At 36.8% G+C, this 25,168-nt stretch carries 25 protein-coding genes and 3 pseudogenes; 25 read left to right on the top strand and 3 right to left on the bottom strand.

Annotation, left to right across the window (positions count from 1 at the left end; all coding sequences use genetic code 11):
- The first annotated feature begins 341 nt into the window (after positions 1-341).
- Together AMD00_RS04580 and AMD00_RS04575 are read left to right on the top strand one after the other, a co-directional pair.
- Entirely contained in the window at positions 342-782 is a 441-nt protein-coding gene (locus AMD00_RS04580; RefSeq protein ID WP_053415887.1) for a cell wall hydrolase, read from the top strand.
- A 468-nt stretch (positions 783-1,250) separates the two neighbouring features.
- Positions 1,251-1,880 carry a class I SAM-dependent methyltransferase gene (locus AMD00_RS04575; RefSeq protein ID WP_053415886.1) on the top strand — a complete coding sequence of 210 codons (630 nt, stop codon included), beginning with the start codon at positions 1,251-1,253 and terminating at the stop codon, positions 1,878-1,880.
- A 162-nt stretch (positions 1,881-2,042) separates the two neighbouring features.
- Here AMD00_RS04575 and helD read toward each other — a convergent pair whose 3' ends face one another.
- Positions 2,043-4,379, bottom strand: a complete 2,337-nt coding sequence (helD, locus tag AMD00_RS04570; protein WP_053415885.1) for an RNA polymerase recycling motor HelD — start codon at positions 4,377-4,379, stop codon at positions 2,043-2,045.
- A 365-nt stretch (positions 4,380-4,744) separates the two neighbouring features.
- On the opposite strand from helD, the gene AMD00_RS04565 reads away from it, so the two are divergent.
- The 4 genes from AMD00_RS04565 to AMD00_RS04550 all read left to right on the top strand — a co-directional run bounded on the left by AMD00_RS04565 (position 4,745) and on the right by AMD00_RS04550 (position 6,631).
- Positions 4,745-5,023, top strand: coding sequence for a hypothetical protein (locus tag AMD00_RS04565; protein WP_053415884.1), 279 nt, complete (start codon positions 4,745-4,747; stop codon positions 5,021-5,023).
- A gap of 334 nt (positions 5,024-5,357) precedes the next feature.
- A complete protein-coding gene (locus AMD00_RS04560; protein WP_053416784.1) occupies positions 5,358-5,864 on the top strand; it encodes a YwhD family protein in 507 nt (168 codons plus the stop codon).
- 17 nt (positions 5,865-5,881) lie between these two features.
- The gene (locus tag AMD00_RS04555; protein ID WP_053415883.1) at positions 5,882-6,118 is read left to right on the top strand and encodes an indolepyruvate ferredoxin oxidoreductase subunit alpha; all 237 of its coding nucleotides are present in this window, start codon (positions 5,882-5,884) and stop codon (positions 6,116-6,118) included.
- 39 nt (positions 6,119-6,157) lie between these two features.
- Entirely contained in the window at positions 6,158-6,631 is a 474-nt protein-coding gene (locus AMD00_RS04550) for a DUF1189 family protein (protein ID WP_053415882.1), read from the top strand.
- Positions 6,632-6,812: 181 nt separating this feature from the next.
- On the opposite strand, the gene AMD00_RS04545 is transcribed toward AMD00_RS04550, so the two are convergent.
- Positions 6,813-7,349, bottom strand: coding sequence for a GNAT family N-acetyltransferase (locus AMD00_RS04545; protein WP_053415881.1), 537 nt, complete (start codon positions 7,347-7,349; stop codon positions 6,813-6,815).
- Positions 7,350-7,726: 377 nt separating this feature from the next.
- On the opposite strand from AMD00_RS04545, the gene AMD00_RS04540 reads away from it, so the two are divergent.
- From AMD00_RS04540 to AMD00_RS04485, 15 genes and pseudogenes are all read left to right on the top strand, one after another.
- Positions 7,727-9,301 carry a long-chain-fatty-acid--CoA ligase gene (locus tag AMD00_RS04540; RefSeq protein ID WP_053415880.1) on the top strand — a complete coding sequence of 525 codons (1,575 nt, stop codon included), beginning with the start codon at positions 7,727-7,729 and terminating at the stop codon, positions 9,299-9,301.
- A gap of 124 nt (positions 9,302-9,425) precedes the next feature.
- Positions 9,426-9,674, top strand: a complete 249-nt coding sequence (locus AMD00_RS04535; RefSeq protein ID WP_053415879.1) for a hypothetical protein — start codon at positions 9,426-9,428, stop codon at positions 9,672-9,674.
- Between the two features lie 118 nt (positions 9,675-9,792).
- Entirely contained in the window at positions 9,793-9,921 is a 129-nt protein-coding gene (locus tag AMD00_RS24100; protein WP_281173033.1) for a hypothetical protein, read from the top strand.
- 202 nt (positions 9,922-10,123) lie between these two features.
- The gene (locus AMD00_RS04530) at positions 10,124-12,196 is read left to right on the top strand and encodes a helix-turn-helix domain-containing protein (RefSeq protein ID WP_053415878.1); all 2,073 of its coding nucleotides are present in this window, start codon (positions 10,124-10,126) and stop codon (positions 12,194-12,196) included.
- Between the two features lie 567 nt (positions 12,197-12,763).
- The gene (locus AMD00_RS23875; RefSeq protein ID WP_245639438.1) at positions 12,764-13,675 is read left to right on the top strand and encodes a CoA-binding protein; all 912 of its coding nucleotides are present in this window, start codon (positions 12,764-12,766) and stop codon (positions 13,673-13,675) included.
- A gap of 33 nt (positions 13,676-13,708) precedes the next feature.
- Positions 13,709-13,891: pseudogene (locus tag AMD00_RS23870) on the top strand (hypothetical protein); the annotation flags it as partial.
- A gap of 39 nt (positions 13,892-13,930) precedes the next feature.
- A complete protein-coding gene (locus AMD00_RS23865; RefSeq protein ID WP_245639437.1) occupies positions 13,931-14,938 on the top strand; it encodes an acetate--CoA ligase family protein in 1,008 nt (335 codons plus the stop codon).
- Positions 14,939-14,945: 7 nt separating this feature from the next.
- Positions 14,946-15,404, top strand: a complete 459-nt coding sequence (locus AMD00_RS04520; protein ID WP_053415877.1) for a MaoC family dehydratase N-terminal domain-containing protein — start codon at positions 14,946-14,948, stop codon at positions 15,402-15,404.
- Between the two features lie 63 nt (positions 15,405-15,467).
- Positions 15,468-15,881: a MaoC/PaaZ C-terminal domain-containing protein gene (locus AMD00_RS04515; RefSeq protein ID WP_053415876.1), complete on the top strand. Its 414-nt coding sequence runs from the start codon at positions 15,468-15,470 to the stop codon at positions 15,879-15,881.
- A gap of 39 nt (positions 15,882-15,920) precedes the next feature.
- Complete coding sequence (locus AMD00_RS04510; RefSeq protein WP_053415875.1) at positions 15,921-17,084, top strand: thiolase C-terminal domain-containing protein; 1,164 nt, start codon at positions 15,921-15,923, stop codon at positions 17,082-17,084.
- 11 nt (positions 17,085-17,095) lie between these two features.
- On the top strand, positions 17,096-17,530 hold the full coding sequence (locus AMD00_RS04505; protein ID WP_053415874.1) for a Zn-ribbon domain-containing OB-fold protein: 435 nt from the start codon (positions 17,096-17,098) through the stop codon (positions 17,528-17,530).
- Between the two features lie 33 nt (positions 17,531-17,563).
- Positions 17,564-18,760, top strand: a pseudogene (locus AMD00_RS04500) (acyl-CoA dehydrogenase family protein).
- Positions 18,761-18,783: 23 nt separating this feature from the next.
- Positions 18,784-19,905: an acyl-CoA dehydrogenase family protein gene (locus AMD00_RS04495; protein WP_053415873.1), complete on the top strand. Its 1,122-nt coding sequence runs from the start codon at positions 18,784-18,786 to the stop codon at positions 19,903-19,905.
- Between the two features lie 47 nt (positions 19,906-19,952).
- A complete protein-coding gene (locus tag AMD00_RS04490; RefSeq protein WP_053415872.1) occupies positions 19,953-21,425 on the top strand; it encodes an aldehyde dehydrogenase family protein in 1,473 nt (490 codons plus the stop codon).
- Positions 21,426-21,759: 334 nt separating this feature from the next.
- Positions 21,760-22,542: a helix-turn-helix domain-containing protein gene (locus AMD00_RS04485; protein WP_053415871.1), complete on the top strand. Its 783-nt coding sequence runs from the start codon at positions 21,760-21,762 to the stop codon at positions 22,540-22,542.
- A gap of 54 nt (positions 22,543-22,596) precedes the next feature.
- On the opposite strand, the gene AMD00_RS04480 is transcribed toward AMD00_RS04485, so the two are convergent.
- Entirely contained in the window at positions 22,597-22,974 is a 378-nt protein-coding gene (locus tag AMD00_RS04480; RefSeq protein ID WP_053415870.1) for a hypothetical protein, read from the bottom strand.
- Between the two features lie 311 nt (positions 22,975-23,285).
- Here AMD00_RS04480 and AMD00_RS04475 point away from each other — a divergent pair, with 311 nt between their 5' ends.
- The 4 genes and pseudogenes from AMD00_RS04475 to AMD00_RS23455 all read left to right on the top strand — a co-directional run.
- Positions 23,286-23,708 (top strand): hypothetical protein, encoded by a 423-nt coding sequence (locus AMD00_RS04475; protein WP_053415869.1) that lies wholly within the window; start codon positions 23,286-23,288, stop codon positions 23,706-23,708.
- A gap of 62 nt (positions 23,709-23,770) precedes the next feature.
- Positions 23,771-24,622, top strand: a complete 852-nt coding sequence (locus tag AMD00_RS04470; protein ID WP_157059170.1) for a M15 family metallopeptidase — start codon at positions 23,771-23,773, stop codon at positions 24,620-24,622.
- A gap of 130 nt (positions 24,623-24,752) precedes the next feature.
- Positions 24,753-24,956: pseudogene (locus tag AMD00_RS24290) on the top strand (helix-turn-helix domain-containing protein); the annotation flags it as partial.
- Between the two features lies 1 nt (position 24,957).
- The coding region (locus AMD00_RS23455; RefSeq protein WP_211258610.1) for a helix-turn-helix domain-containing protein at positions 24,958-25,168 on the top strand (211 nt) is incomplete at both ends.

Below are 25,168 nucleotides of genomic sequence, written 5' to 3'. Positions count from 1 at the left end.
TTCCTTCACTTCTACTATAAAAAAATAGTAGCACAAACCATGGCCATGGTTTGTACTACTAATGTTAGTATGTTTTTTATTCAACTAACGGGGCAGGAGTTGAAGAGTGGTGCCAATTGCTAAACAACTGGAAAGAAAGAAAAGTTCAACTACTCAATCCGTTGTTTGGTGGATAGTTGCAACTACAGCTTGGGGGGAGCAAGTATCATTCTTATTGTGAGTTGGATTTAGAAAAATTAAGTTGATTTTTGGAAATGGTAAAGCTTTAAAAACAAAGCACTCTTATTTTATTAATGTCAACAATAAAGACCTTTTTCATATAATAATTATGGGGTGAAAAAATGCCAAGAGTTAAATACAGAGATGCAGACGTTGCATTAATGGCAAGAATGATGAGGGCGGAAGCCGAGGGTGAAGGAAACCAAGGGATGTTATATGTTGGGAATGTCATTGTTAATCGTGCTGTAGCTGATTGCTTAGACTTTAAAGATGTAAGAACAATTGAAGATGTCATTTATCAGGTGCAAGGAGGAAATTATTCTTTTGAAGCTGTTCAAAAAGGGAATTTATTTTATCAAAGAGCGAGATCTTCTGAAAAAAGATTAGCAAAGCAAAATTTAGATTTTTGGAGACAACATCCAGCGCATTTTGCACTTTGGTATTTTAATCCATATGCTGAATGTCCTCCAACATGGTACGGTCAACCTTTTACTGGTCAATTTAAAAATCATTGTTTTTATGAACCAGCAGCTGGAACATGTGAAAGTGTTTATACCGGATAGATCAAAAAAGTATTTATCCAATCAGTTGTCGGTATTGTACCGGCGACTGGTTGTTTCGTTTCATTTCATTTGTATTCGTATATAGTTATGGGGCATTATCAGCGGGCGTACCTTTACGGGACATGCTCATGGTAATGCTTCTTCCTTTTGCAGCTTGCTGATATCGAAAAGTAATTTATCCAAGGAAGAAAGATTTGAAGAAAATCAATATCCTTATTTTTATCACATTTACGAAAGAGATGGGTAATTGTAAAAGAGTTCGATTCAAATTAATTGCGGATATAAAGAGTCTGTAATATACTTGTTTGAAATTTAAAGTTTATGTATTAGCCTCCAAATATTATAGAAGAACTGAATTGGTGAATCCTAATTTATTGGAGTTTAGGCATATAAACATTATTTGAATTTAACATTAGCGTCAAACAAGATAGCATCCCAATAAAAATAAAACAAAGAGGAGATAGAGATATGACGGAATTCTGGGAATCAAGTTTTATAGAAAAACAAACGATGTGGGGGTTTGAACCTACAGACTCCGCAATTGTGACAAAGGACTTTTTCCTTGAAAAGAATGTTAAGGACATACTGGTACCAGGTATTGGATATGGTAGAAATGCAAAGGTTTTTATTGATAATGAAATAAATGTAACAGGTATTGAGATTTCAAAAACAGCGATTGATTTGGCGAGGCAAAACGGGCTTGATATTAGTATTTTTCAGGGTTCAGTAACTGACATGCCTTTTGATAAAACACTCTATGACGGTATATTTAGCCATGCACTTATTCACTTATTGAATAAACCTGAGAGAGATAAGTTTATTAGAGATTGCTATAATCAGTTAAAACCAAATGGTTATATGATTTTTACAACTGTTTCAAAAAAAGCCCCAATGTTTGGAAAGGGGAAACAATTGGATAAAGACTATTTTGAGATAATGGAAGGCGTTAAAATGTATTTTTATGATTCTGACTCCATAAAACAAGAATTCGAGAAATATGGATTGGTAGAGTTTTCAGAGATTGACGAGCCAAATAAGAACATGAAAAATAAACCGCCAGTAAAATTTATAACTGTAAAATGTAAGAAAGAACTATAAGGTTAATCAATTTAAAAGTGATTCTTATAAGGATGTATTTTTAAAATCTAAAAAGCCGAAAAATATGTAAGCGGTGAATAAAAACTTACATACTTTCGGCTGATTAATATTATTCTTAATTAATTAATTGCCTAATGTGTTTATTTTAAAATTTAGATTAAATCAAGCTTGGATGTAACTTTCACGCAAGACGTTTCGCAATAATGGGGTCGGTTCACCTACGCTGTAAAGTTGCAAATGATGCATAGCTCTAGTACAGGCGGTGTAAAATGCTCTGCGAAGGCTATCATCGCCATATACTTGCTCTGATGCATCATAAATAATGACAGCGTCGAATTCAATGCCTTTAGCCAAATACGACGGTATGACAACAACTCCTTGTTCATATTCAATCGAGCCGCTTTTCACGAGCTTAATATCATCGATGTGAGACAAGGCTTCGAATGCACTCTTACTTTCCTTAGATGATTTACATATTATAGCGATACTGTTATATTGTTGACTTCGTAAAGTTGCAACTTTGGATGCGATGCAGTGGTGCAGTTCAGTGTGATTAAGCAAATGTGTAAGTACGGGTAGCTCACCGTCGCGTTCGAATGGAATAATCCCTTCGCCGTTAGGTACTAGTCTGCGTGTAAATTCGATAATCGGTTTTGTGGATCGGTAGCTGCGTGTCATGTTAATTACTTCCGTTTCATCCGGTCCGTATAAGCTCATTAGTGTACGAAAATCATCCATTTCACTTGCATGGGCGAATATTGCCTGATTAAAGTCACCTAGTACAGTCATTTTTGCCGAAGGAAATAAACGCTTTAGAAACTCGAATTGAAACGGTGAATAATCCTGAGCCTCGTCAATAAGTATGTGCTTTATCGAACCGTTCGTCTGAAAGCCTTGAATCATCTCTTTCATAAATAAGAATGGAGTAGCATCTTCATAAGATAGTTTGCTTTCATCCAGCATTTCCAGCGTTGCTTGACAAATCTCCCCCCACTCCGCGGGTGTTTCTCCATCTATCCACTGTTTGATCTGCAGTGGTTCAGCAAAAAGCTGCTTATATATTCCTTTAATGTCGATGAAACCAAATGTTCCGACTCGTTTACGTAACGGTTTCAATTTCTGTTGAACAATCAATCGTGCAAGTACTTCAGGTTCAACCTCATAATCAGCAATCGATTCTCCTGTAAAGCCGCGTTTTTTTGCCAAGTAGGTATGGGCCTTGTGGTATTCCTCGTCGTTAAGTAGCTCGATTTTTTCCTGTACCCACGGCTTAGTCAGTTCAGCCTTTTGAGTTTCGTTGATTTTCTTAACTAGCCAATCCTTTAACTTTTCAAGTCTATTATGGAAGCGGAGTGAATTGTCATTACTATAAAACCTTTTTGCTATTTGCTCTGCAGTAACAATCGGTTCTCCTCTGAAGATCATGTCCTTGAATTTCATTCCAGAGAACTCTAACGATTTCATATATAATTCGATCGCATTGAAAAAAAGAGGTGATGCTTTGAATCGAATGCTCGCAACCCTTGACTTGTAGGAAGGGGAGTTCGTAGCAGTTAAAACATATTCCAATTGCTCGTAGGGATTTTCAACTTGAAACTCTTTACTCAGCCGCTGGTCTAAGTATTCCTGAAATGTGACCTGATGCATATTCTCTTCTCCAAGTTCTGGAAGGACATTGGATACATAACTGTTAAACATCGAATTTGGTGAAAATAGAATTATTTGATCAGCATTCATACTTTCGCGATTTTTGTAGAGTAAAAAAGCAATCCGCTGCAGGGCGGCCGATGTCTTACCACTTCCAGCTGCACCGTGTACAATAAGCAGTTTTCCACGATCATGACGGATGATTCGATTTTGCTCCTGTTGAATAGTAGCTACTATATTGTGCATATGTTTATCTGTGCCTTTGCCCAGTACCTGCTGTAAAATCTCGTCTCCAATGGTGATACTCGTATCGAACATGGATTGAAGAACACCGTCACGGATAAGATATTGCCCCTTTTTCTCCAAAATGCCTTTGATTTCACCCTCAAGTGTTGCATACTTAGCCGGTCCAGTCTGGTACTCATAGTAGATACTTGAGATAGGTGCCCTCCAGTCATAGATAAGAAATTCTTCGCCACTTGCATCTGTAAGTGTGGAAATTCCAATATAGATTTGTTCCTGAGCAGATTCTCCTTCTTCAATGAAATCGATTCTGCCGAAGTAGGGAACCGCCTTCATACGTCGAAGCGTAGACAATTGCTTAGATACATGTCGATCGGTGCTTTGACTTACAGTTAGAGCTTGAGCCTCTTGTCTCAAGCCGATGATGGTCTCAAGATAATCGTCAAAAGTATCAAGATTCACTTTGACTTCATCAAAGAAGTGTTTACGTATATTAACCAGTTCGTTTTGACGTCGAGAAGTTTCTTCCTCTAATTTGCTGATGCGCTCCGTTATTGTCTCTATTACACTATCCACACGTTTTTGCTCCTGCAGAAATTCTGAACCCATAGCAACCACTCCTTAAAAAAATTGGATTTGACAAACGAAAAAATATATTGTATAATTTAAAATAGGGATATACTACTCTTCTTTATTTCAAAGAGTATATCTATATAAATTTACCACAGGTTCACATTTTTATCAATGTGTTGGACCTAATTTTTATGCTTGTAGATTTTTAATGCTTTTTTGCGATAATATATACTAAGTGAATGTAAAACACACCCGCTAGATAAGAGGGTGTGTTTTTTTGACCAATTTTACTACCAAATATACATACCATAAATAATATCTGTTTTGAGGTAGGTTACTTAAAAAAGCGTTAGTAATAATTATCGTAGCATTCTCAAAAGTAGAAGGGGATAAGAGTAAGTATGATCAGTTTTTTGTTAGAATTTATTGCTGGATTATTTGGCAGTATTGGATATAGTGAAACTTTAAATACGAAAAAAATTGACCAAAATATTGATCGGTTAAAACAACATGATTGGTTTAAGAATATATACGAAGATGAAAGATATCACCGTTTGTTTTTTGTAAGTAAAAAAGTTAGACGCCATTTACAAAGTACAATTCGTGTTAGAAAAATAATTCGTAGTAAAAAAGCACAAAAGAATCTGTTGGTCTTTCTTAATAAACAAATAAAAGCGTAATTTTATTATTTCAATTAAAGGGGGCTTTCTTTGAAGAAGAGCTACAAAAAAATTAACCTTTTTGATCAACCTACATATTAAATTACCAGAAAAGAAAGCATTGTGATCAATAGTGCTTTCTTTTTATTTACAGTAAAACTGATTTTTTGAGTTATTTTTATTCAAAAAGTATTCCAAACCAACATTCAGACTATTGAATGAACTTTGCTAGATTGTATTGCTAGTTGACTTTAGAATCTTTATATTAAACGTATCAATCAACTAATGAATAGAAGTAGTCGTAGCTCTTAATGATTTCAATCGTATATAAGAGAGGGGCAGGGATATGGAACCAATTAAGAAAAAGATACAGTTTAACATTTTAAGTAGTGATTCAACGAATGGCGATGGTGGTTTTGGCGTAGGGACACTCGATTTAAATAATATTACACCGGTCATTATTGATGTAGAGCGTGAAGACGTTTTTATAGATATGGAAGCATTACATGGACGAAGTCGGATTGAGAAAAAAGTGCGTTTTGCACCAAATCGTGAGCATGCGGGACAAGATTATTTTACTTATTGGATTGTCTGGATTGCTATGCAAACTTCAAGTAGTGGAGCATATTATGCAGGTTGTACAGCTAGTGAAGTATTAGTTTCGAAAGAAGAAAGACGTATCAAATTAGGTTATAAATCCCTTCCAGAGCAAGTCAATATGTTGGATAAGGCGATGAAGGGGAATGTGATTCTGGATCATCTAGATTCGAAGTCTAAACAATTACTCTATCACTTTTTGAAAAGCTTCAATGAAGATTACTGGGTGCAAAGTCCGCAAATATTGAAAGAACAGCTCATATAGACAAGGGGGAACTCAAAATGGCTTTTGTTATAACAGAGGCGTGTCAGGATGAAAAAGCAGCATCTTGTTTAGATGTATGTCCGGTAGATTGTATAAAACCTGTAGGGAACCAATATCTGATAGACCCTAGACTATGTATTGATTGTGGTGCATGTGAAACGGTATGCCCAATTGAAGCTATCTATCATGAAGATGATTTACTAGAAGCAGATCAACCAGCGAGAATAATGGCTATTAATCACTTTAGAGCATAGTATATTAAAGTTAATAAAATTGGGAGTTAAATTAGTCGAATGAGCATTGTTACTACATTTAAAGTAAGTTTATCATTACCAAAAAAGAAGGCAGTTTATCAAATAAACCGTATCAAGACGAAAGATTACTTATTGTATATTCTACTTATGCACTTTGTAATAGCGCTACCAAATGGCATACAGATGGCAAGTGAGTTTATAGCAAAAGGCGACATTGATAAAACTTTTCTATTAGTCTTCACTTTATACCCTCTATTAGTCATCTTGACAGGTATTACAAGTATTTCAGTACTTGCAACTACAGGATTACTAATAAGAACCGTTTCAAAGAGGAAGCTCGTATATCAGCTTCTTTGGAAAATGGCCATGTATGCATGTACATACCCCGTCTTACTATATACGACGATTAATCTCTTTTATAAAACTAATTCGATGATTCATTTAATATTGGTCATGTTGTTTTTATATATTTTCACCAAAATGATTTTAGCTTATCCGAAAAAGAAGAGATGACTATATAGTAAAACATGAAATTAATAGTAAATGAGTTAGTCAAGAGGCGTTCTGCTCTTGGCTTCTTTTTTGCATTTACATCAACTTATTAAAGTTAAATTGAATTTTAAAAAGCGTATTCGATATGAAGATCGAATACGCTTTTTACGGGAGGATATTTAAAATCGCTCCCTAAATTAACTTATTTAGCATTTTCCCATTCATCTCTTAATATACCCATACGAATAGAATCATAATACTGACCATTGTAATAACGTGCTTTGCGAATTCTCGCTTCCATTTGCATACCTAACTTTTCACCCACACGAATCATTCGTTCATTTCCTGACCATGTACTAAAACCAACACGAACTAATGGTAAAGAATTAAATAAGTGGTTAATCCATAAATTCAGAGTACGTGTACCGAGTCCTTTTCCCCAGGTATTTGCTTCATGGAAAACAATTCCTAATTCTAGCCAGTGTGAAGGCTCGTGTTCCCAGTAATATGAAGTAATCCCTCGGATAATACCATTTACTTCAATAACCCAAAAGTTTTCTTTCCCTATCCATTTTTCCGCGGAAGGCAAGAATTCTTCATAAGTCATGGAATTATGAGGGTAATATGGGGCATCCCATTTTTTCCATTCAGGTTGTTCGTCCTTATAAATAAGCTCCCATAATCGAAAGAGATCATTTTCCATAATTGGTCGAATCGTTAGCTCGTTATCTGTATACATAATTCTCCTCTTTTCAATAAATAGTTAAAGTTTTTTGATTGAAAAGAGAAAATACACTCTACTTTCCAATCACCTGTTGTTCTTTTTTCATCTTCATCATTCCTTTCATAACTAATAATTTATTATAATATCTATATAAAGTATTATTATACAATTATATCCAAAATACTATTATGCTACCATACTCCTTCTTGGAATAATAGCGTTTGTTTCGTTCGTTGGATACAAGCAATTTTCCACCGCTAGTGTACGAATACTACGTTCAACTGTATGGTTAAAGCGACAGAAAGCTGCTATTTTTATAAATTTGAGATGACAGAATTATCTAACAAATGTAAAATGGTAATAATTCCATAAAATAGAAAGGGTGTTTAGGGATGAATGTACCACTAGTTTTATCACAGTTCCTGGATCGTGCAGTAACACTATACGGTGATAAGGAAGCTGTGCAATGCGAAGGGAGAGTATTTACATACCGCCAGTTGGAAGGGCGTGTAAATCAACTTTCAAGAGGATTACAATCAATTGGTGTTGCTAAGGGAGACCGAGTAGCATATCTCGCTTCTAACACGGTAGAAATGCTTGAAGGCTTTTATGGCATATACCAATTAGGTGCGATAATGGTACCTCTAAATATCCGATTAAAACCAGAAGACTATTTATTTATCTTAAATCATAGCGAATCCAAGGTACTATTGGTAGATCAAGATTTATATGAATTAATCTTGCCAATCAAAGACTTGTTACAAACAGTAGAACATATCATTGTGCATTATAAGGAAGAAGCAACGAAGGAAATTGGTTATGATGTGTGGCTAGCGACATTTTCTCCTGAATCATTTAAACGTGCTGAATTGGATGAAAATGATGTCTGCAGTTTACTTTATACAAGTGGTACAACAGGTGATCCAAAAGGGGTTATGCTGACGCATCGCAACAATTATTTACATGCACTAAGTTCGATGCATCATTTGCGGGTAACAGATGAGGATATCTACTTGCACGTATTACCGATGTTCCATGTAAATGGCTGGGGTGCCCCATTTTATTATACAGCGAATGGTGCAACACATATTTGCTTGAAGAAGGCAACACCAGAGGCAATTTTCCGTGAAATTGAAGCGAAAAAAGTAACAGTTGTCCATATGGCACCAACCGTACTTAATTCGCTATTACAATATTATGATGAACATAAACCTGTTGTTGACCAAAAGGTACGTATTGTCCTTGCAGGATCTGCACCACCCCATGCCTTTATCAAAAAAGTGGAACAAGAACTAGGATGGGAATTTATCCAGGTTTACGGTATGACTGAGTCTTCACCATTAAGTCTCATTTCTAGAATTCTCCCACAGTTAAGTGACTTATCAGATGATGAAAAATCTCGTTTGAAAGTAAAAGCAGGATATCAGATGATTGGTGCCGAAGTAAAAGTAGTGGACGAGTTCGGGGAAGAAGTGCCTCATGATGGTACAGCAACAGGAGAAATAGTCGTTCGCAGTAATGGCGTAATGAAAGGCTATTGGAAAAATGAGAAAGCAACATTAGAAGCAATTAAAAATGGATGGCTCCACACGGGTGATGTGGGAACCATTGATGAAAGGGGCTATATTGAAATTACAGACCGCAAAAAGGACATTATTATAAGTGGTGGTGAGAATATCTCTTCTATAGAAGTAGAAGGCGTTCTTTATGATCATCCCGCTATTTTAGAAGCAGCAGTTATTGCTATTCCTCATGAGAAATGGGGAGAAACACCACATGCTTATGTTGTCTTACGGGAAAATGCAGAAGTAACAGAACAGGAAATCATCGACTTCTCCCGTTCAAAATTAGCTCATTTTAAAGCGATTAAAAGTGTAACATTCACAGATGAATTACCAAAAACAGCATCTGGTAAAATCCAAAAAGTTCATTTACGAAATGAGCATATTGAGAGTATGAAAGTTTAAGCTCTCCAAACAGCCACCTAGAATAGGCTGTACTTTCAATGAAAAGGACAAAATGGGCGCTATTTAAAGCAAATATATTCTATATAAAATTGCATATAATGAAAAAAGTAAAGAGGTGGTCTAGTTGATCTTTATATTAGCCAGCAGCGTGCTAGCCTTTATACTCATACTTTCTGAATACTTGAAAAGCTCCAAGATCTTCAACGTATTTTATATTATTTCATTAGTAAGCGTCATCTACACATTTGTAAGTTTCATTGATATCGGAGGATTAGAAGCTTTAAGCTATAGCATTGCCTCTTTAATATTTGGCATAATTGGCGTAGGTGGTATGGTAATAACACTATATAAACAAAACCAATTGAATATGTAAAAATAGGCCTCCACAGAGTTATTCTGTGGAGTTTTTTGATTGAGAGGAGGCATATGGGGCTTTGTTAGGACGTGAATATTCTGCTAAATAACAAAGGGTCGAGTTAGCGCAACAAACGATGGAGTTAGCGCAACAAACAGACGACTTAGCGCAACAAACAATGGAGATAGCGCAACAAACAACAGACATAGCGCAACAATCATCCCAATCTATCTATATTGCAACAATAATCTATAAAAGTTATTGAAATTCAAATGAAAAATAGAAAAATTTAGTTTTTCCGAGCATTTAAACTTAAATATGAAAGGGTTTACAGTTTGATTGTAGAATGTATAGAGGTAAAGTATTTTTGTGTTATTGCAATGATGCAATATAAAACAGCTTGTGACTCATCCGTTGAAATTTAGGACTATTGTGAGAGAATTTGGATCTTGATGGAGGAGGTACATATGCAAATAAATGATATTCAATCCCATTTTAAGAAGAATGTATCAGATAATAGTTATATGGCAGAATTAACAAAACAGTATGCGAGCAAAGTTGATAACTTTTTTGTTTTGTATATACCTGCATCAAACGAGCAATCAATTGATTATGAATCTTTATTTAATCAGCATCAAATGCATGGGGAAATATTTAAAATACAAGCTGCAGGTAATGCACTACTTGCAAAGACCTTCATTATAAAAGAAGCAGTATATCAAAAAAATGAAGAGGTATTTTTGAACCTAAGGCTAAAAGCTAGAGATGAAATGATTGCAGAAATCGCCAAAAACATAATGTTTTATTTATTAGCAGAGAGCAATCAAACACATATAAAAAGTCATCCTATTTTATCAGATCCTAGTGTAATAGAAGAAAAGCTTCTCCAATTACAAAATTCACTGAAAGTAAATTCATTTTTAGCAGAGTCATCTACTTGGGAGGATTTTTATAGCTGGTTTAGGCATCAATTATTTGAGAGGATGCTAGAAGAAGTTGAACTGTTTAGTCAGGCAGAGGAATTATCTAAATTAGATGATAGAGAACTAAATGAAATGTTTTATAGCTATTTGACTACTAATTTTTCTGAAAATACTGAATTTGTTGAGAAGACTGCACAAATAGTGAATGTCTATGTACAGCAATGGGTTCAAAGCATCATAGATGAGATAAAGTTAGGGAAACTAGCAATTCCAGAAATAGAAAGTAGTATTCATCAACATAAAGGCTCACTAGAAACAAAGGGTTTATTAATCTCCAAACTTCGAGATTTTGCTTATAATTTTATGATTCATAATCATCTATTTGTAATGAATTCTGCACCATATCAAGCAGTAAGAGAGGCTATATTTAAAAAAGGTTTTAGTCAAATCGAGCAGTCACCTTGGCCAACGAAGAGAATTAATAAAGGTAATACAGAAGGTTTTATTCAAATTAGCCCTAAGATAGAAACTGACAATCATCTCGTTAATCCGAACGTAACAACTATTCAAAAAGCTTGGCAAGTTGCTGAATCATTGACAGATGTTGATGTGGATGTCTTTGATGCGCTTTGTGGAATCTTTTTATCAAGAGTAAAGCATAATGAGGAAATAATTGAAATTGAATTGAATGATTTATTAGCATTGAGAGGTTTGAAGCCCAAGCTAGGTGGAGAAGGACGCCGTGGCGGATTTGAAGCGAAACAAAAGGAGCAAATTCTAAAATCGCTAACAAATATTCAAAGTATATGGCTTAGCATTGATAAAGCGACTATTTATGAAAAAGGTAAGCCTGTACAAATAAAATTGCAAGGACGTACATTTATTTTTAAAGATGAACATGGCCAAGAATACTCGATTTCAGAAAAGAATTGCGCTAAAAATATTACTTTTACAATTGATCAAGTGTTTGCGAAATATTTAAATGGTTCTAGTAGGCAAGTGGCTTTGCTCTCTATGAAGGCTCTGCAATATCACCCTTATAAACAATTATGGGAGAAAAGGTTATCCAGATACTTTAGCTGGCGTTGGAGAACGCAAGCAAGGAAAGGTTCATTTCTACAACCAAATAAAATTCATACATTGCTAGAATCAATAGGAGAAAAAGTGAACGTTAAAACGCCTTCCCGAACAAGAGAGCGTTTCGAAAAGGCATTGGATACGTTACTTGATGATGGTGTAATTGCTTCATGGCATTATGAAAAATGGGATGAAGCAATTGCTGATTATAAAGGATGGTCGCGAATGTGGTTAAATGCATCTGTTCTAATTGAGCCCCCTGAAATTATTAAGGACCATTACCGTTCAATTGAAATAAAACAAAAAGGCCGAAATAAGGAACAGCAACTTCCTGTTATTCCGAATGCTCAAAATCCCCAACAATTACTAGGGGAAAGATTAAAAAATTGTCGCAAAAGTTTACAACTCACATTGTTCCAAGTAGCAGAGGCACTAGAAATATCACCTTCTTACGTCAGCAATATTGAAAGAACCGTCATAACCCCTTCAGCAAAAATACGTAAAAAAATTATCAAATGGCTAGATATATATGAAACTTAACTTGAATCAAAACCTCTGCAGAACTGCAGAGGTTTTTTGTTGTTCTTAATAATTTAACCTACTGAGGATGGGATTTAACCTACTGAGGAGAGGATTTAACCTACTGAGGAGAGGATTTAACCTACTGAGGAGAGGATTTAACCTACTGAGGATGGGATTTAACCTACTAAGGATGGGATTTAACCTACTGAGGATGGGATTTAACCTACTGAGGATGGGATTTAACCTACTGAGGATGGGATTTAACCTACTGAGGAGAGGATTTAACCTACTGAGGAGGAGTTTAATAACCTACCAGAGAAATCATTCACCTACTTCAATGCGTGTATGTTGCATCATTGTCGGGGTTGGCTTGCAGTGATGTCGGGGTTATCGAGAATAGATGATTTTTTCATCGAATGACAACCTATTGTCAATCCTCACTTTTAAGGGGATATAGATTTTTTTCACACCCTAATAATTATATAAGTTTAGTGAATTATAATTTCAAGAATTATAAACGGCTAGCGGTACACTGATTGAACAGATATGTATCTGTTCAACTATTCAGCAGATGGGGGGATATAGATGACAGAAGTTAAGAAGAATTATGAGGATCTTGAAGCTTTGTTTAAACCACGGTCAATTGCAGTTCTTGGTGTTTCTGAGAACCAGTACAAAATCGGTTATTTACAAGTTAAGGCGTTGTTAGATGGTGAATTTACTGGTGATATTTATCCGATACATCCTTCTGCTAGCGAAATCGCTGGATTAACATGTTACCCAACTTTACAAGATGTTCCTTGTGACATCGACTTAGTAATTTTTTGTGTATCTGCAAATCGAGTAGAGGCAGGTATTGAGGCATGTGTAGAAAAGAAAGTTAAGGCAGCAATTATTTTTGCAGCGGGCTTCTCTGAAACGAGTAAAGAGGGAATAGAACTGCAAACTAGGTTAACTGAGATTGCTAGAGAAAATGGTATTCGAATTGTTGGACCTAACTGCGTTGGGTTAGTGAACGTTTCGAACGGTTTAATCGGTACTTTTTCTCCAGCTATTTTAACAGTTCCAACAGATGGTCAAAAGGGCGTAGGTTATGTCTCTCAAAGTGGCGCATTTGGAGTATTAACTTATATGGCAGCCGCGCAAAATGGAGTCAGTTTCAATTACTTCGTGAGCACAGGGAATGAAATGGAATCGGAATTCTCCGATTTCGCGGAATATATGATTCACGATCCCAACACAAACATTATAAGCGGTTATTTAGAAGGTGCCAAAAATCCAGAAAAACTTAAAAGCTTAGCAAAAGAAGCATTGGATCGAAACAAGCCTATCATTATTATGAAAACAGGACGTAGCACAGCAGGTAGTAGAGCGGCTGCTTCTCATACAGGATCTCTAGCAGGATCAGATAAAATCTATGATGCATTTTTCAAACAGGCGGGTATTGTGCGAGCAGACGATTATGAAGATATCATCTCTTTTTCTAAGCTTTTTTAAAAAGAGAAGCTACCTAAAGGGAAAAATACAGTAATTATTACAAGCTCGGGAGGCAGAGGGATAAATGAAGCTGATCGATGTGAAGCTTATGGATTAAATATTATACCTCTTAGTAGTAAGACAACATCTGAGATTAAACGCAATCTACCTAGTTTTGCAAGCGTTTCCAATCCGATTGATCTCACAGCTGCAGCATCTGTTACGAATCCAGAGTTATTTTTAGCACCATTAAAAGCCCTTGTTGAAGATCCGGAAGTGGATAATATTGTTTTCACAGAGTTCTCACATAGTTGGACAGCAGAATCGCCACTCTTACAAGAGTTCATTAAAATCTGTAATAGTTCTGATAAGTATGTCTGCATCACAACCTTTACATTAGACGGAATGAGCTATCCACCAGCAACGGAGGAACTTGTGAAAAATGGTATACCCGTTGTACCAAGTCATCTGAATCCAATTAGAGGGCTATCGAAATTAGTAGAGTATGGTCAGTACTACCGAGAGAATCAAAAAAATAATGACACTACTAATGTAGAGAGTGATAAAAAATATGATGTTGAGAGTTTATTAACATCTGGTGCCACTTTAAGTGAAGCGCAAGCGAGTGAAGTGTTAAAACGTTATCAAATTCCAACGACGACTCGTATGATTGCAAAAACAGCGGAAGAAGCTGTAGAGTACGCAAATAATATCGGTTATCCAGTTGTCTTAAAAGTGGATTCACCAGATATTCCACATAAAACAGAAGCGGATGCCATTCGATTAAATTTAACGAACGATGTAGAAGTAAAGCAAGCATTCCATCAAATTATTGCTAATGCTAGTCACTATAAACAGAACGCAAGTATCAATGGTGTTTCAGTTCAGGAAATGTTAGCTGATGGAGTTGAAATAATTATAGGTGCCCACAATGACGCAGTATTTGGGCCAGTTGTCATGGTTGGACTAGGTGGTATTTTCGTAGAAATATATAAAGATATTTCATTTAGAGTTGCTCCTATCTTAAGAAAAGATGCACTAGAAATGATTGATGAATTAAAAGGAAAAGACATATTAAAAGGTGCAAGAGGTAAAGCAGCGCTTGATGTGGATGCGATTGTTGATGTGCTATTGAAGGTATCAGCCTTAGTAACAGATTACAAGGGTTCAATTGAAGAGTTAGATATAAATCCGTTGATCGTATATGAAAACGGAGTAAAAGCGGCTGATGCCATGCTTGTTGTAAAAAATAAAACAGATTTGATAGCGACAATTAGGGGGTAGAAAATGTATGGAATTGGCGCATTTAAAAGGTTTAACAGGAGCAGAATTCACTTTTGAAGTGGAAAAAAGACATATTCGACAATTTGCTGAGGCAATTGGAGACCCGAATCCTTTATATGTGGACGAAGCGTATGCGACTACAACGATATATGGAGGCATTATTGCACCGCTAACTTTTCCAATCGCTATTGGTCAGGATAGTGGGGAAAATCTTGATTTAGGACTAGATCACAAAAGAATGCTACATGGCGAACAGGAATTCATCTATCACCGTCCGATTCGACCAGGAGATAAATTACATTGTCAAATGAAGGTGTCTGATGTGTATGAAAGGCAAGGAAAAAAAGGACCAATGGAATTTTTAGTGCTAGATACAGAAATAAAGGATCCCTCTGGTGAATTAGTTGTCATCAGTCGTACGAACATTATTTATCGACCTTTAGCGGGCGTAGCAGCTAATAACTAGTATTAAGAAAATATTGGGGGGCTAAAGACGACTTTAAGCCCCCAAGTAAGGAGGCAGATGAATATGGTGAGTTACGTAGATTTACACGAAGGACAACAGCTTGAATCTCTTACGAAACCAGCTGTCACAAAAGTTCAATTGGTTAAGTATGCAGGTGCTTCAGGGGATTTTAATCCGTTACATACGGATGACGCATTTGCGCAGAAAGTGGGAATGCCTGGTGTAATTGCACATGGCATGTTGGTAATGGGCTTTCTTAGCGAATATGTAATGAAACTAGCTGGTACTACAGCAGTTCCAACTAATTTTAAAATGAGGTTTGGCGCTATTACAGTTCCTGGAGATCAAATAACGTGTAAGGCACTAGTTAATCGTATGTATGTAGAAGACGGGAAGCAATTTGTCGTACTTGATCTCACTGCAGAGAAAGAAGCCTCACATGTAGTCGGTTCAGGTCAAGTTGTATTGAAATTTTAATCTTTTAATGGAGTGAAACGGAAAGGGGAGATAGTAAAAATGGCAAGTATAAAAGATCGCTATGCAATTGTAGGTGTGGGAGAAAGTGAACGTTCCAAAAATTCTGGTACAACGCCATTACATATGGCATTAGATGCAGCACGAGCCGCATTAAATGATGCTGGCCTTGAGGCAAAAGATATCGATGGCTTTATGAGTTATTCAGAGAATGACTCATGTACAGCTCATCAAGTAGCAAACTATCTTGGTGTTCGCCCAAAATATGTCAAGGATATTATGGGTGGTGGTAGTAGTACGGAGATGTTAATCGCGGATGCAATTGGTTTGATTGAAACAGGTCAAGTTAATACCGTATTAATATATCGCTCTATGAATGGCCGATCAGGCGTACGAATGGGGGGCGGTGGTTGGGGTGTCGATCTTCTTCAGACAGCAATTGAAGGTGGCAGCTTCATTATACCTTATGGTGCAGGAAGCCCTTCGCAATGGTTTGGATTATTTGCGACAAGGCATATGCATGAAACAGGTTTAACAAAAGAACATCTTGGGCACGTATGTGTCAGCGCATACGAGCATGCGCAACGAAACCCTAAAGCATTCTTTTATGGCAAACCTGTATCTATGGAAGAGTATTTACAAACAGCTCCACTAAGCTATCCGTTTAATAAGCATGATTTCTGTTTGGAATCTGACGAAGCGAATGCAATCATTGTCACTTCTGCAGAGAGAGCAAAAGATTGCAAATCAAAGCCTGTTTACATTATGGGAATGGCTGCAAGACAATGTGTTTCACATGCACACTATTGGAAAAACTTAGATGAAGTAGCTGCAGATTATGTTGCACCTGAGGTTTATAAAATGGCAGGAGTAAAGCCAGAAGATATTCAAGTTGCGTCAATTTATGACTGTTATAGCTGGGTAGTTTTGCGTCAATTAGAAGCCTACGGATTAGCACCTCGCGGAGAAGTAGGAGATTTTGTAGCAGCTGGAAACTTACGAATGAATGGTAAATTACCTACAAATACAGCTGGAGGAATGCTATCGGAAGGTTATACGCATGGCATGAATAACGTCCTCGAAATCGTACGACAAGTCCGTCATGAATATGAAGGAACCGAGCGTCAAGTAGAAGACTGTGAAATCGGCATTTGTACTGGTTGGGCAGGTCCGGATATTGCTGGTGCAATGATTCTAAGAAAATAGGAGGAATGACAATGGGAGAGACAACAAAAGTCGGATATGAAAAGCCGATTCCATTAAAAACTCAAGACAATCATCCATATTGGGACGGAGCAGATAAACACGAGTTAGTTTTACAAAAATGTAAAAGTTGCAATGAATATGCACAGCCACCTGGTCCTAGCTGCACTAAATGCGGCAGTACTGACCTGTGTTGGGAGAGTCAAGGTAGCACGGTTTTAGGTAAGGTCTATTCATATGTCGTTTCATACCGTCCATTTTTGCCAGGCTTCCAAAATGATTGTCCACTCATCATAGCTGTAGTGGAATTAGAACATTTACCACAAGTGAAAATAATCGGCAATGTCTTGAACTGTTCACCAGATGACATTCAAGTAGGATTACCTGTCAAAATGATATGGGAAGACATTACAGAAGATAGAGCAATGCCACAGTGGGTTCAAGCCTAAATCTAATTGTTAAAAGAAGGAGGGATAGAGACTATGGATTTTTCATTTACTAAAAAGGAAGAAGAGTTTCGACAAGAGCTAAGAACATGGTTGGAGGAGAACTTACCAGAAGGTTGGATAGAAGGTACAAGTAAATTACCTACCGATGAAGGTGAGTATGCGAAGTTTTTAAGAAACTGGCAAAGAAAGTTATATGAAGGGGGCTGGGCTGCAATTGCCTGGCCAGAAAAATACGGTGGTCGAAAAGCGTCACTAATGGAAGAAATTATTTATCACCAAGAGATGGTTCGAGTGAAAGCACCACCACTTGTTAACTATGTAGGTATTCACATGGTCGGTCCAACACTAATGCAAATTGGAACAGAGGAACAACAAGAAAAGTTCATTCAAAAGATTCTCACTGGTGAAGAGGTTTGGTGCCAAGGGTATTCAGAGCCAAATGCAGGTTCTGATGTAGCGGCTATTCAAACAACGGCAGTCAAGGACGGAGACCGCTGGATTATAAATGGGCAGAAAGTATGGACTAGTTTTGGTCATATAGCTGACCGTTGTTTCTTAGTAGCGCGCACTAACCGTTTTGAAAAGAAACATCACGGAATTACTGTATTCCTTTTAGATATGAATCAACCAGGTGTAGAAACAAGGCCGATCATCCAAATGGATGGACAGCATGACTTTAATGAAGTTTATTTGAACGATGCAGTCGCGTATGATGCAGAAATTATCGGTAAAGTGGATGAAGGATGGCATGTAATCATTGCACTCTTAATGCATGAAAGAACAGGTATTGGTGCACAAGTTTTCACATTGGAGCAGCAATTTAATGAGCTAGCTGCATTAGCAAAAGATTTAAAAGAAGATGGTGAACCATTAATTTCGAAACCACTTATTCGAAAATCGATGGTTGATTTATATACACGTTCCCGTGGTTCTTTATTAAATTACTATTGAAATTTAACAAAAACTATAAAAACAGGAAGACCTGGTGCAGAAGGCTCAATGGATAAATTGATGGTTAGTGAGCTAACAAAAGAGCTACTTTCCCAGTCGATATCCATTCAAGGACATCAAGGGATTTTATGGAAGGAAGACGCAGTAACCGGTAATTCTTATTGGCAGGATAATTACCTATACTCCTTTGGTCAAACGATTGGCGGCGGTACGAGTGAAATTCAAAAAAATACAATTGCGGAACGCATTCTAGGTTTGCCAAAGGATATGGGCCGTTAATATAAAAAAGGTGGGTGAGTCAAATGGACTTTTCTTTAAGCCAAGAGCAAGAAATGTTTCGCGAGTATGTAAGAAAGTATTTAGATGATGTGGAGCAAACGAAAATTGCTCGAGAATATAGTAAAGGAAACACGGAATTACTACAGTCAATCATAGTAGGCATGGCTGAATTAGGATGTCCGAGTATTAATATTCCAGAAGAATATGACGGAATGGGTTTAGGTGCTCTTGATCTAGTACCTGTTTTAGAAGAAATAGGACGTGTAATCTTACCTGGATTATTTGTAGAAACGAATGCTCTAGCAGTACCGTTAATAGAGAAGTTTGGAACAGATGCGCAAAAAGCAAAGTACTTACCTTCTATTGCAAGTGGAGAGACGCTATTTTCTATAGCTTGGCTAGAGCCAGGGGGTAGCTATAATCCATCAGGCATTAATATGACAGCTACTAATGATAATGAAGACTTTATCCTAAACGGTGTCAAAACATTAGTACCAGATGCTGAAATAGCTGATTATTTCATAGCGTTAGTACGCACCGATGAAGGAATTTCACTCGTTATCGTGGATAAAGCGTCAGCGAACTTAACGCTCAAACCACAAAAGAATATTGATGAAACAAGACGAGTTGCAGAATTAACATTTGATAACGTCCGAATTGCAAAAGATCAATTGTTAGGACCAATCAATCAAGGTTGGGAAACACTGCAAGAAGGATTACTATCATTTAATGCAGCTTTATCAGTTGTAATCGTAGGTAGTATGGAGAAAATTGTTGAGATGGCTACGGAGTATGCTAATATCCGCGAGCAATTTGGTCAGCCAATTGGTAGATTCCAAGCGATTAAACATAGAATTGTAGATATGAAGATGGACCTTGAGACAGCTCGATCTTTAGCACATTATGCTAATTGGGCATTAGAAAGTGATGCAGCTGATCGTGTTCAAGCTATTTCTTGTGCTCGACTTTTTGCAACGGAAGCATTTAATAATATTGCTGCTCATAATATACAAATCCATGGTGGAATAGGTTTCACTGAGGAAATCGATTGTCATTTATTTGTTAAGCGTGCACGATACTACGAAAATTATTTAGGGAATACGGAACAGCATTATCAGCAAGCAGCAGTTGCACTTGGTTGGTAAACGGGAGTATTTTTGAATAAATATCTTTTAAAAGGTGGAGACTGACTATGAAAATAGCAAATGAAATTCGAGAATATCAAAATATCATTAATGGTAATTTGCTTTCTTCATCAGGTGGCCATTTAGATAGTATTGATCCATCAACAGGAAAGGTTTGGGCAACAATTCCTTGTGGTACAAAAGAAGATGCCGAACTAGCTGTAGAGACTGCAAATGAAGCTTTTGTGGATTGGTCCACATTAGTTCCTACAGATCGTGCTACTTACTTGCGCAAGGTAGGTGATTACATTGTTCAGCATGGTGAAGAATTAGCTGCTTTAGAAACTCAAGATAATGGCTGGGTGTTTCGGGAAACGCAATATGGGCTAATACCTAGCTTAGCGAGCTTTTGGTATGATGCAGCAGGAGCTACGGCAATAGCTAGTAAAGGAGAAACAGTCCAATTAGGTCCTACATGTACAGGGTATACATTACGCGAACCATTTGGTGTGGTCGTTGGAATCATTCCTTGGAATGCGCCATTATTTACATTCACCGTAAAGGCTGCTTATGCACTTGCTGCCGGTAATACAGTCATTATCAAACCTTCTGAATTGGCATCTGTCGCATCTTTACGATATGGGGAACTCATCAATGAAATTCTCCCACCAGGCGTTCTGAATGTTGTCTCAGGTTTAGGAAATGAAGTAGGGGAGACATTAGTTCGTCATCCAAAAGTTAAAAAAGTCAGTCTAACAGGCTCTGGTGGAACAGCCAAGGCCATTGCCAACTCCACAGCTGAAAATCCGAAACCAATGATTTTGGAATTGGGAGGGAAGTCACCGAACATTGTATTTGAGGATGCAGACCTAGATAAAGCTGCATACGGTGTATCACTTAATGGCATTTTCAGTGGCAACGCTGGTCAATTCTGTGTAGGTGGATCAAGAATCTTAATTCAAAGATCTATCTTTGATAAAATGATCACCAAAATGAAAAATCTTTTAAATGAACAAATACAGTTAGGTCATACAATGAACCCTACAAGCACTATGGGACCCATCGCGAATGCTGCTCAGTATGAGAAAGTTTGCGCTTATATCGCGATAGGAAAAGAAGAAGGTGGCGAAATTATCTTCGGAGGCCGACACGGAGGCGGAACACTATTACCTGAACATCCCGAGTTAGTTGACGGTTACTGGGTAGAACCTACACTCATACAAGTAGACAATAATTCACTGCGCATTTGCCAAGAGGAAATCTTCGGCCCAGTAGCAACTGTTATTCCATTTGATACAGAAGAGGAAGCCATTGCCATAGCAAATGACACGACTTACGGTTTAGGAGCAGGCATTTGGACTTCTAACCTGAATCGAACACAAAGACTAATCCGACAAATAGAATCAGGAAATGTTTGGATCAATACTTACCGAAGAGTAGGTCCAGAACTACCATTTGGCGGTGTAAAAGAAAGCGGCTTTGGCACCGATTCTATTTTAGAATACACACGTGAGAAAACTTGTTATATTGAAAGTGAATAATATAAGTTAAATTCGCCACCTTTGTAGGGATTTTTTTCTACGGAGGTGGTTTTTTGTTGATACTAGCCAAATTATTAATCCACTATAACATGGATTAGTGTTCTAAGAAGACGTGAATATTCTGCTAAATAACAAAGGGTCGAGTTAGCGCAACAAACGATGGAGTTAGTGCAACAATCAGCGGAGTTAGTGCAACAAACAACAGCAATAACACAACAAACAACAGAGATTGTGCAACAATCAAACTCCCCATCTTAAATAAATCCCCACCAACCTGTCCCCCTATCACCCAAAACCCTCTATATAACTAATAAAGGGAGAGGGGACTAAACTAATGACAACCACATTACTTAACACAGCAGAAACATATTTGAAACTTCAATCATTTAAATCAATTAGCAAATTAAACGAAGCAATTAATAATCATCGGCAGAATTTCAGTAATCAGCTTACTAAATCAGAACTAGCCACTTTGGATTTACTTGCGCGTTTTGCCTGTAAATATATTGGTGTTTGTTATTTAGCGAAATCGAAAATTGCTGATATGTTGGAGGTGAATATTCGGACCGTGCGTCGTGCTTGTAATACATTAGAATCTCTGGGCATTATTAAGCAATATGCATTAAAGCGACATAATGGAGATCGTAGGCAATCCTCAAATGCTATTGTCATTCAAGCTCCAAAAGCAGATGTCCTACCGCAATGTCCGCCCAAAGAAGCCCCTATAAAAACTAGCAATACTAAAAATACATATGATACAGAAATACGAGAAATAGCTGAAAAAGCGAATGAAAGAATCGCATTAAAAGATGGCTTAATAACAAAACTACCTTCTGCTATTCAAGTAATTGCCCCTTTTTTCCAAATGGAAGAGCTTTACCGCATAACGGGTACTATTTACAAAGCAAAAGCAGCAGTCGACAGAAATATTTTGTTAGAAGCGAATGAAATTTTATATCGAAATGCTTTACTATCAATTATTCATGCATATAAACGGGGAAGAATTCTGCATTTACATGGAGCAATTTATACAGCAATCAAGCGTCAGACAAGGAGTATTCAAACTCAAGCATTAGCAAATGAGGTTTGGCATAACGAGGTGGTTAGTCAAATGTAATTTTAACAAAAAAACAGACTCCTAATATTGATAGGAATCTGTTTTGAGGAGACGTTAAGTTTTAGGCTTTATATTTTTGTATACGTTTACAACAAAGAGGACAACAGATAAAGCAACTGCTGAGCCACCACCTGATACGCAAAACTCCATAACACCGCGTGGTACATCGACATAAATAAAAATCATGCCCAATAATAAGAACGGTAAACCGATATTAAATAACCAAAATTGAGCCTTAGCTAAAGTCGTCTCGCCTGCATCTTTATAAACAGAATAAATAAGTCCAATGATGGCAGCAGAAACCCAACCGACAAGGTTAATATGAGCGTGTGTTGCAGCCCACTTCAACTGAATAGTGTAATGCATAAACAGACCATAACCAATTCCCAACGCGAAGTACAGGACAGCAATCTTAATCCATTTAGCACCCAATTGATCCATCTCCTTTTTAGTATTAATACATGTATATTCGCAAAATTCGATATCATTACTGATAATTCGATGAATGGAAATTAAATTTTGTATAGCATTGTATTTCAAAAAGTGAGGAAGTAAAGGCGCAAGTATAGTAATATATCTTATTTGGAGGACGATTCTCAGTAGTCAAATTATTGCATCTTCAAATTATTTTTATCATGCGTCATATTGAAGAAATGCACTCTAAATGTTATTGTTTTTATATTCTGAAAAATACTTGATGAAGTTTTCACTGTTTAAAATATTTTAGTAGAGGGTGTATGACAATGTCAGTAGTAGCAATTAATATGATGAATGCATTTACAATCGAAAAATTACGTGATAATGCCATTTCAAATGAACAAATTCTTGAGGGATTAGAAAAACAACAAATGGAAAACTGGAAAGAAAATGATCCAACGCTTAACTTAGATGATTTAGTTACTTTATATCAAGATGATAAAGATACTCTTGAAAGTGCATTAACTCAAGGTTACTCTGTGAAATTTTTAACATTCAATGGACTGAAAAGCTTATTGAAATTCCGTTTTCATAAAATAGAAGGAGAAGACTATCAACTTTGTGATTCAGGAATAATGGATTTAAATCTTTCAAAAGAAGACCAACATATTCTTGAGCAAATGCTTTCTATTAACTGGCATATTCAAACAAATACAAATGATTCATCGATCAATGTATTGCTAAAATAAAGGTTATAGATTGGTAGTGAATTCTCCAAAGCTGCAAAGTACATAAGGAGCTGAACTTGAAATTGAATATCAAAAAAATCTTAATTGCTAGCTCGGTGCTTGGCTTACTGTTTACTCTTGGTATCGCTGGGTTATCACAGACAGCATCTGCTCAAGCCTCACCAGCTAAAAAGTCACTAAATAAAACATTAAAAGCAACAACAGCTGTGAATATGAGAAAAGGGATCGGCACAAAATACAAAAAAATCATGACAGTTGAAAAAGGGGTATTTGTGAAAGCGAGTAAGTACTCTAAAGGTTGGTACAAAGTAAGTGCTAACGGTAAAATAGGTTGGGTCTCTGGTAAATACCTAACATCAGCACCGGCAAATTATAAGGATGCAGGTCTCGTTGAATTATCCGAGAAAGATGGCTTTGTCATAGATTTAAAATATGCGACGAAGAAAAACTTCATGGGATATGCATTATACCCAAAAGACAGTAAAGCATTGGTGGCAAAATCGACGGCAGCAAAACTAAAAACAGCCAATCAACTGGCCAATAAAAAAGGGTGTAAGATTAAAATCTGGGACGTTTATAGACCTTTATCTGTGCAATGGGAAATGTACAACAAAATTCAAAACCACAACTATGTCGCAAATCCTGCGTTAGATTCCAATCATAGTAAAGGAGTCAGTGTGGACGTGACATTAGTGGATTCAAAAGGTAAAGAACTAAAAATGCCAACCAAATTTGACTCATTTTCAGCTAAAGCAGGGCGTTACTATAAAGGGAACTCTAAAACAGCGCAAAAAAACATGGACTATTTAACGAAGATTATGACTCAATCGGGCTTCAAAACAATCAATTCAGAATGGTGGCATTACAACGATTTAAGTAATGAGCATCCAACTTTAGATGTACCTACGAAGTGATTCTATTGATATAACAAATTTCAGTAGAATTTGACGCAATAAAGAAAAAAGAGTATTAAAAAGCACTACGCAATTTTTGAACTGCCCCGTAAAAGTTAGACACCATTCTAACTTTTACGGGGGTTTTTTTATGGCAAAAGTACGAGTTGAACAACGTATTCAAGCGGTTCAACGATACTTAAATGGATATGAAACTATGAGTGAAATTGCCAAAGAAATCGGCGTCACAACTCGGGTTGTCAGTGACTGGGTTCGCCGTTATCGAGAAAATGGTATAGAGACTTTCTTAAAGTCCTATACAAAATATTCTGCTGAATATAAAATGAATGTACTANGCACTATTTAACATTTCATCTCCTGGCATGATTCGAAATTGGAAAATGAAGTTTGAGGTCGGTGGTTATGATGCCCTTGTTTCTAAGAAAAAGGGGCGTCCATCCATGAAAAATGAAACAAAAAGAACAACAAGACCAACACCAACCGAAGGATCTGTCGAGGCATTGGAGGCACGTATCAAACAATTAGAAATGGAAAATGCGTACTTAA

Origin of the sequence: Viridibacillus arvi, assembly GCF_001274945.1 — a bacterium.
GTDB lineage: Bacteria > Bacillota > Bacilli > Bacillales_A > Planococcaceae > Viridibacillus > Viridibacillus arvi.
This window is presented reverse-complemented; position numbering and strand designations above follow the sequence as displayed.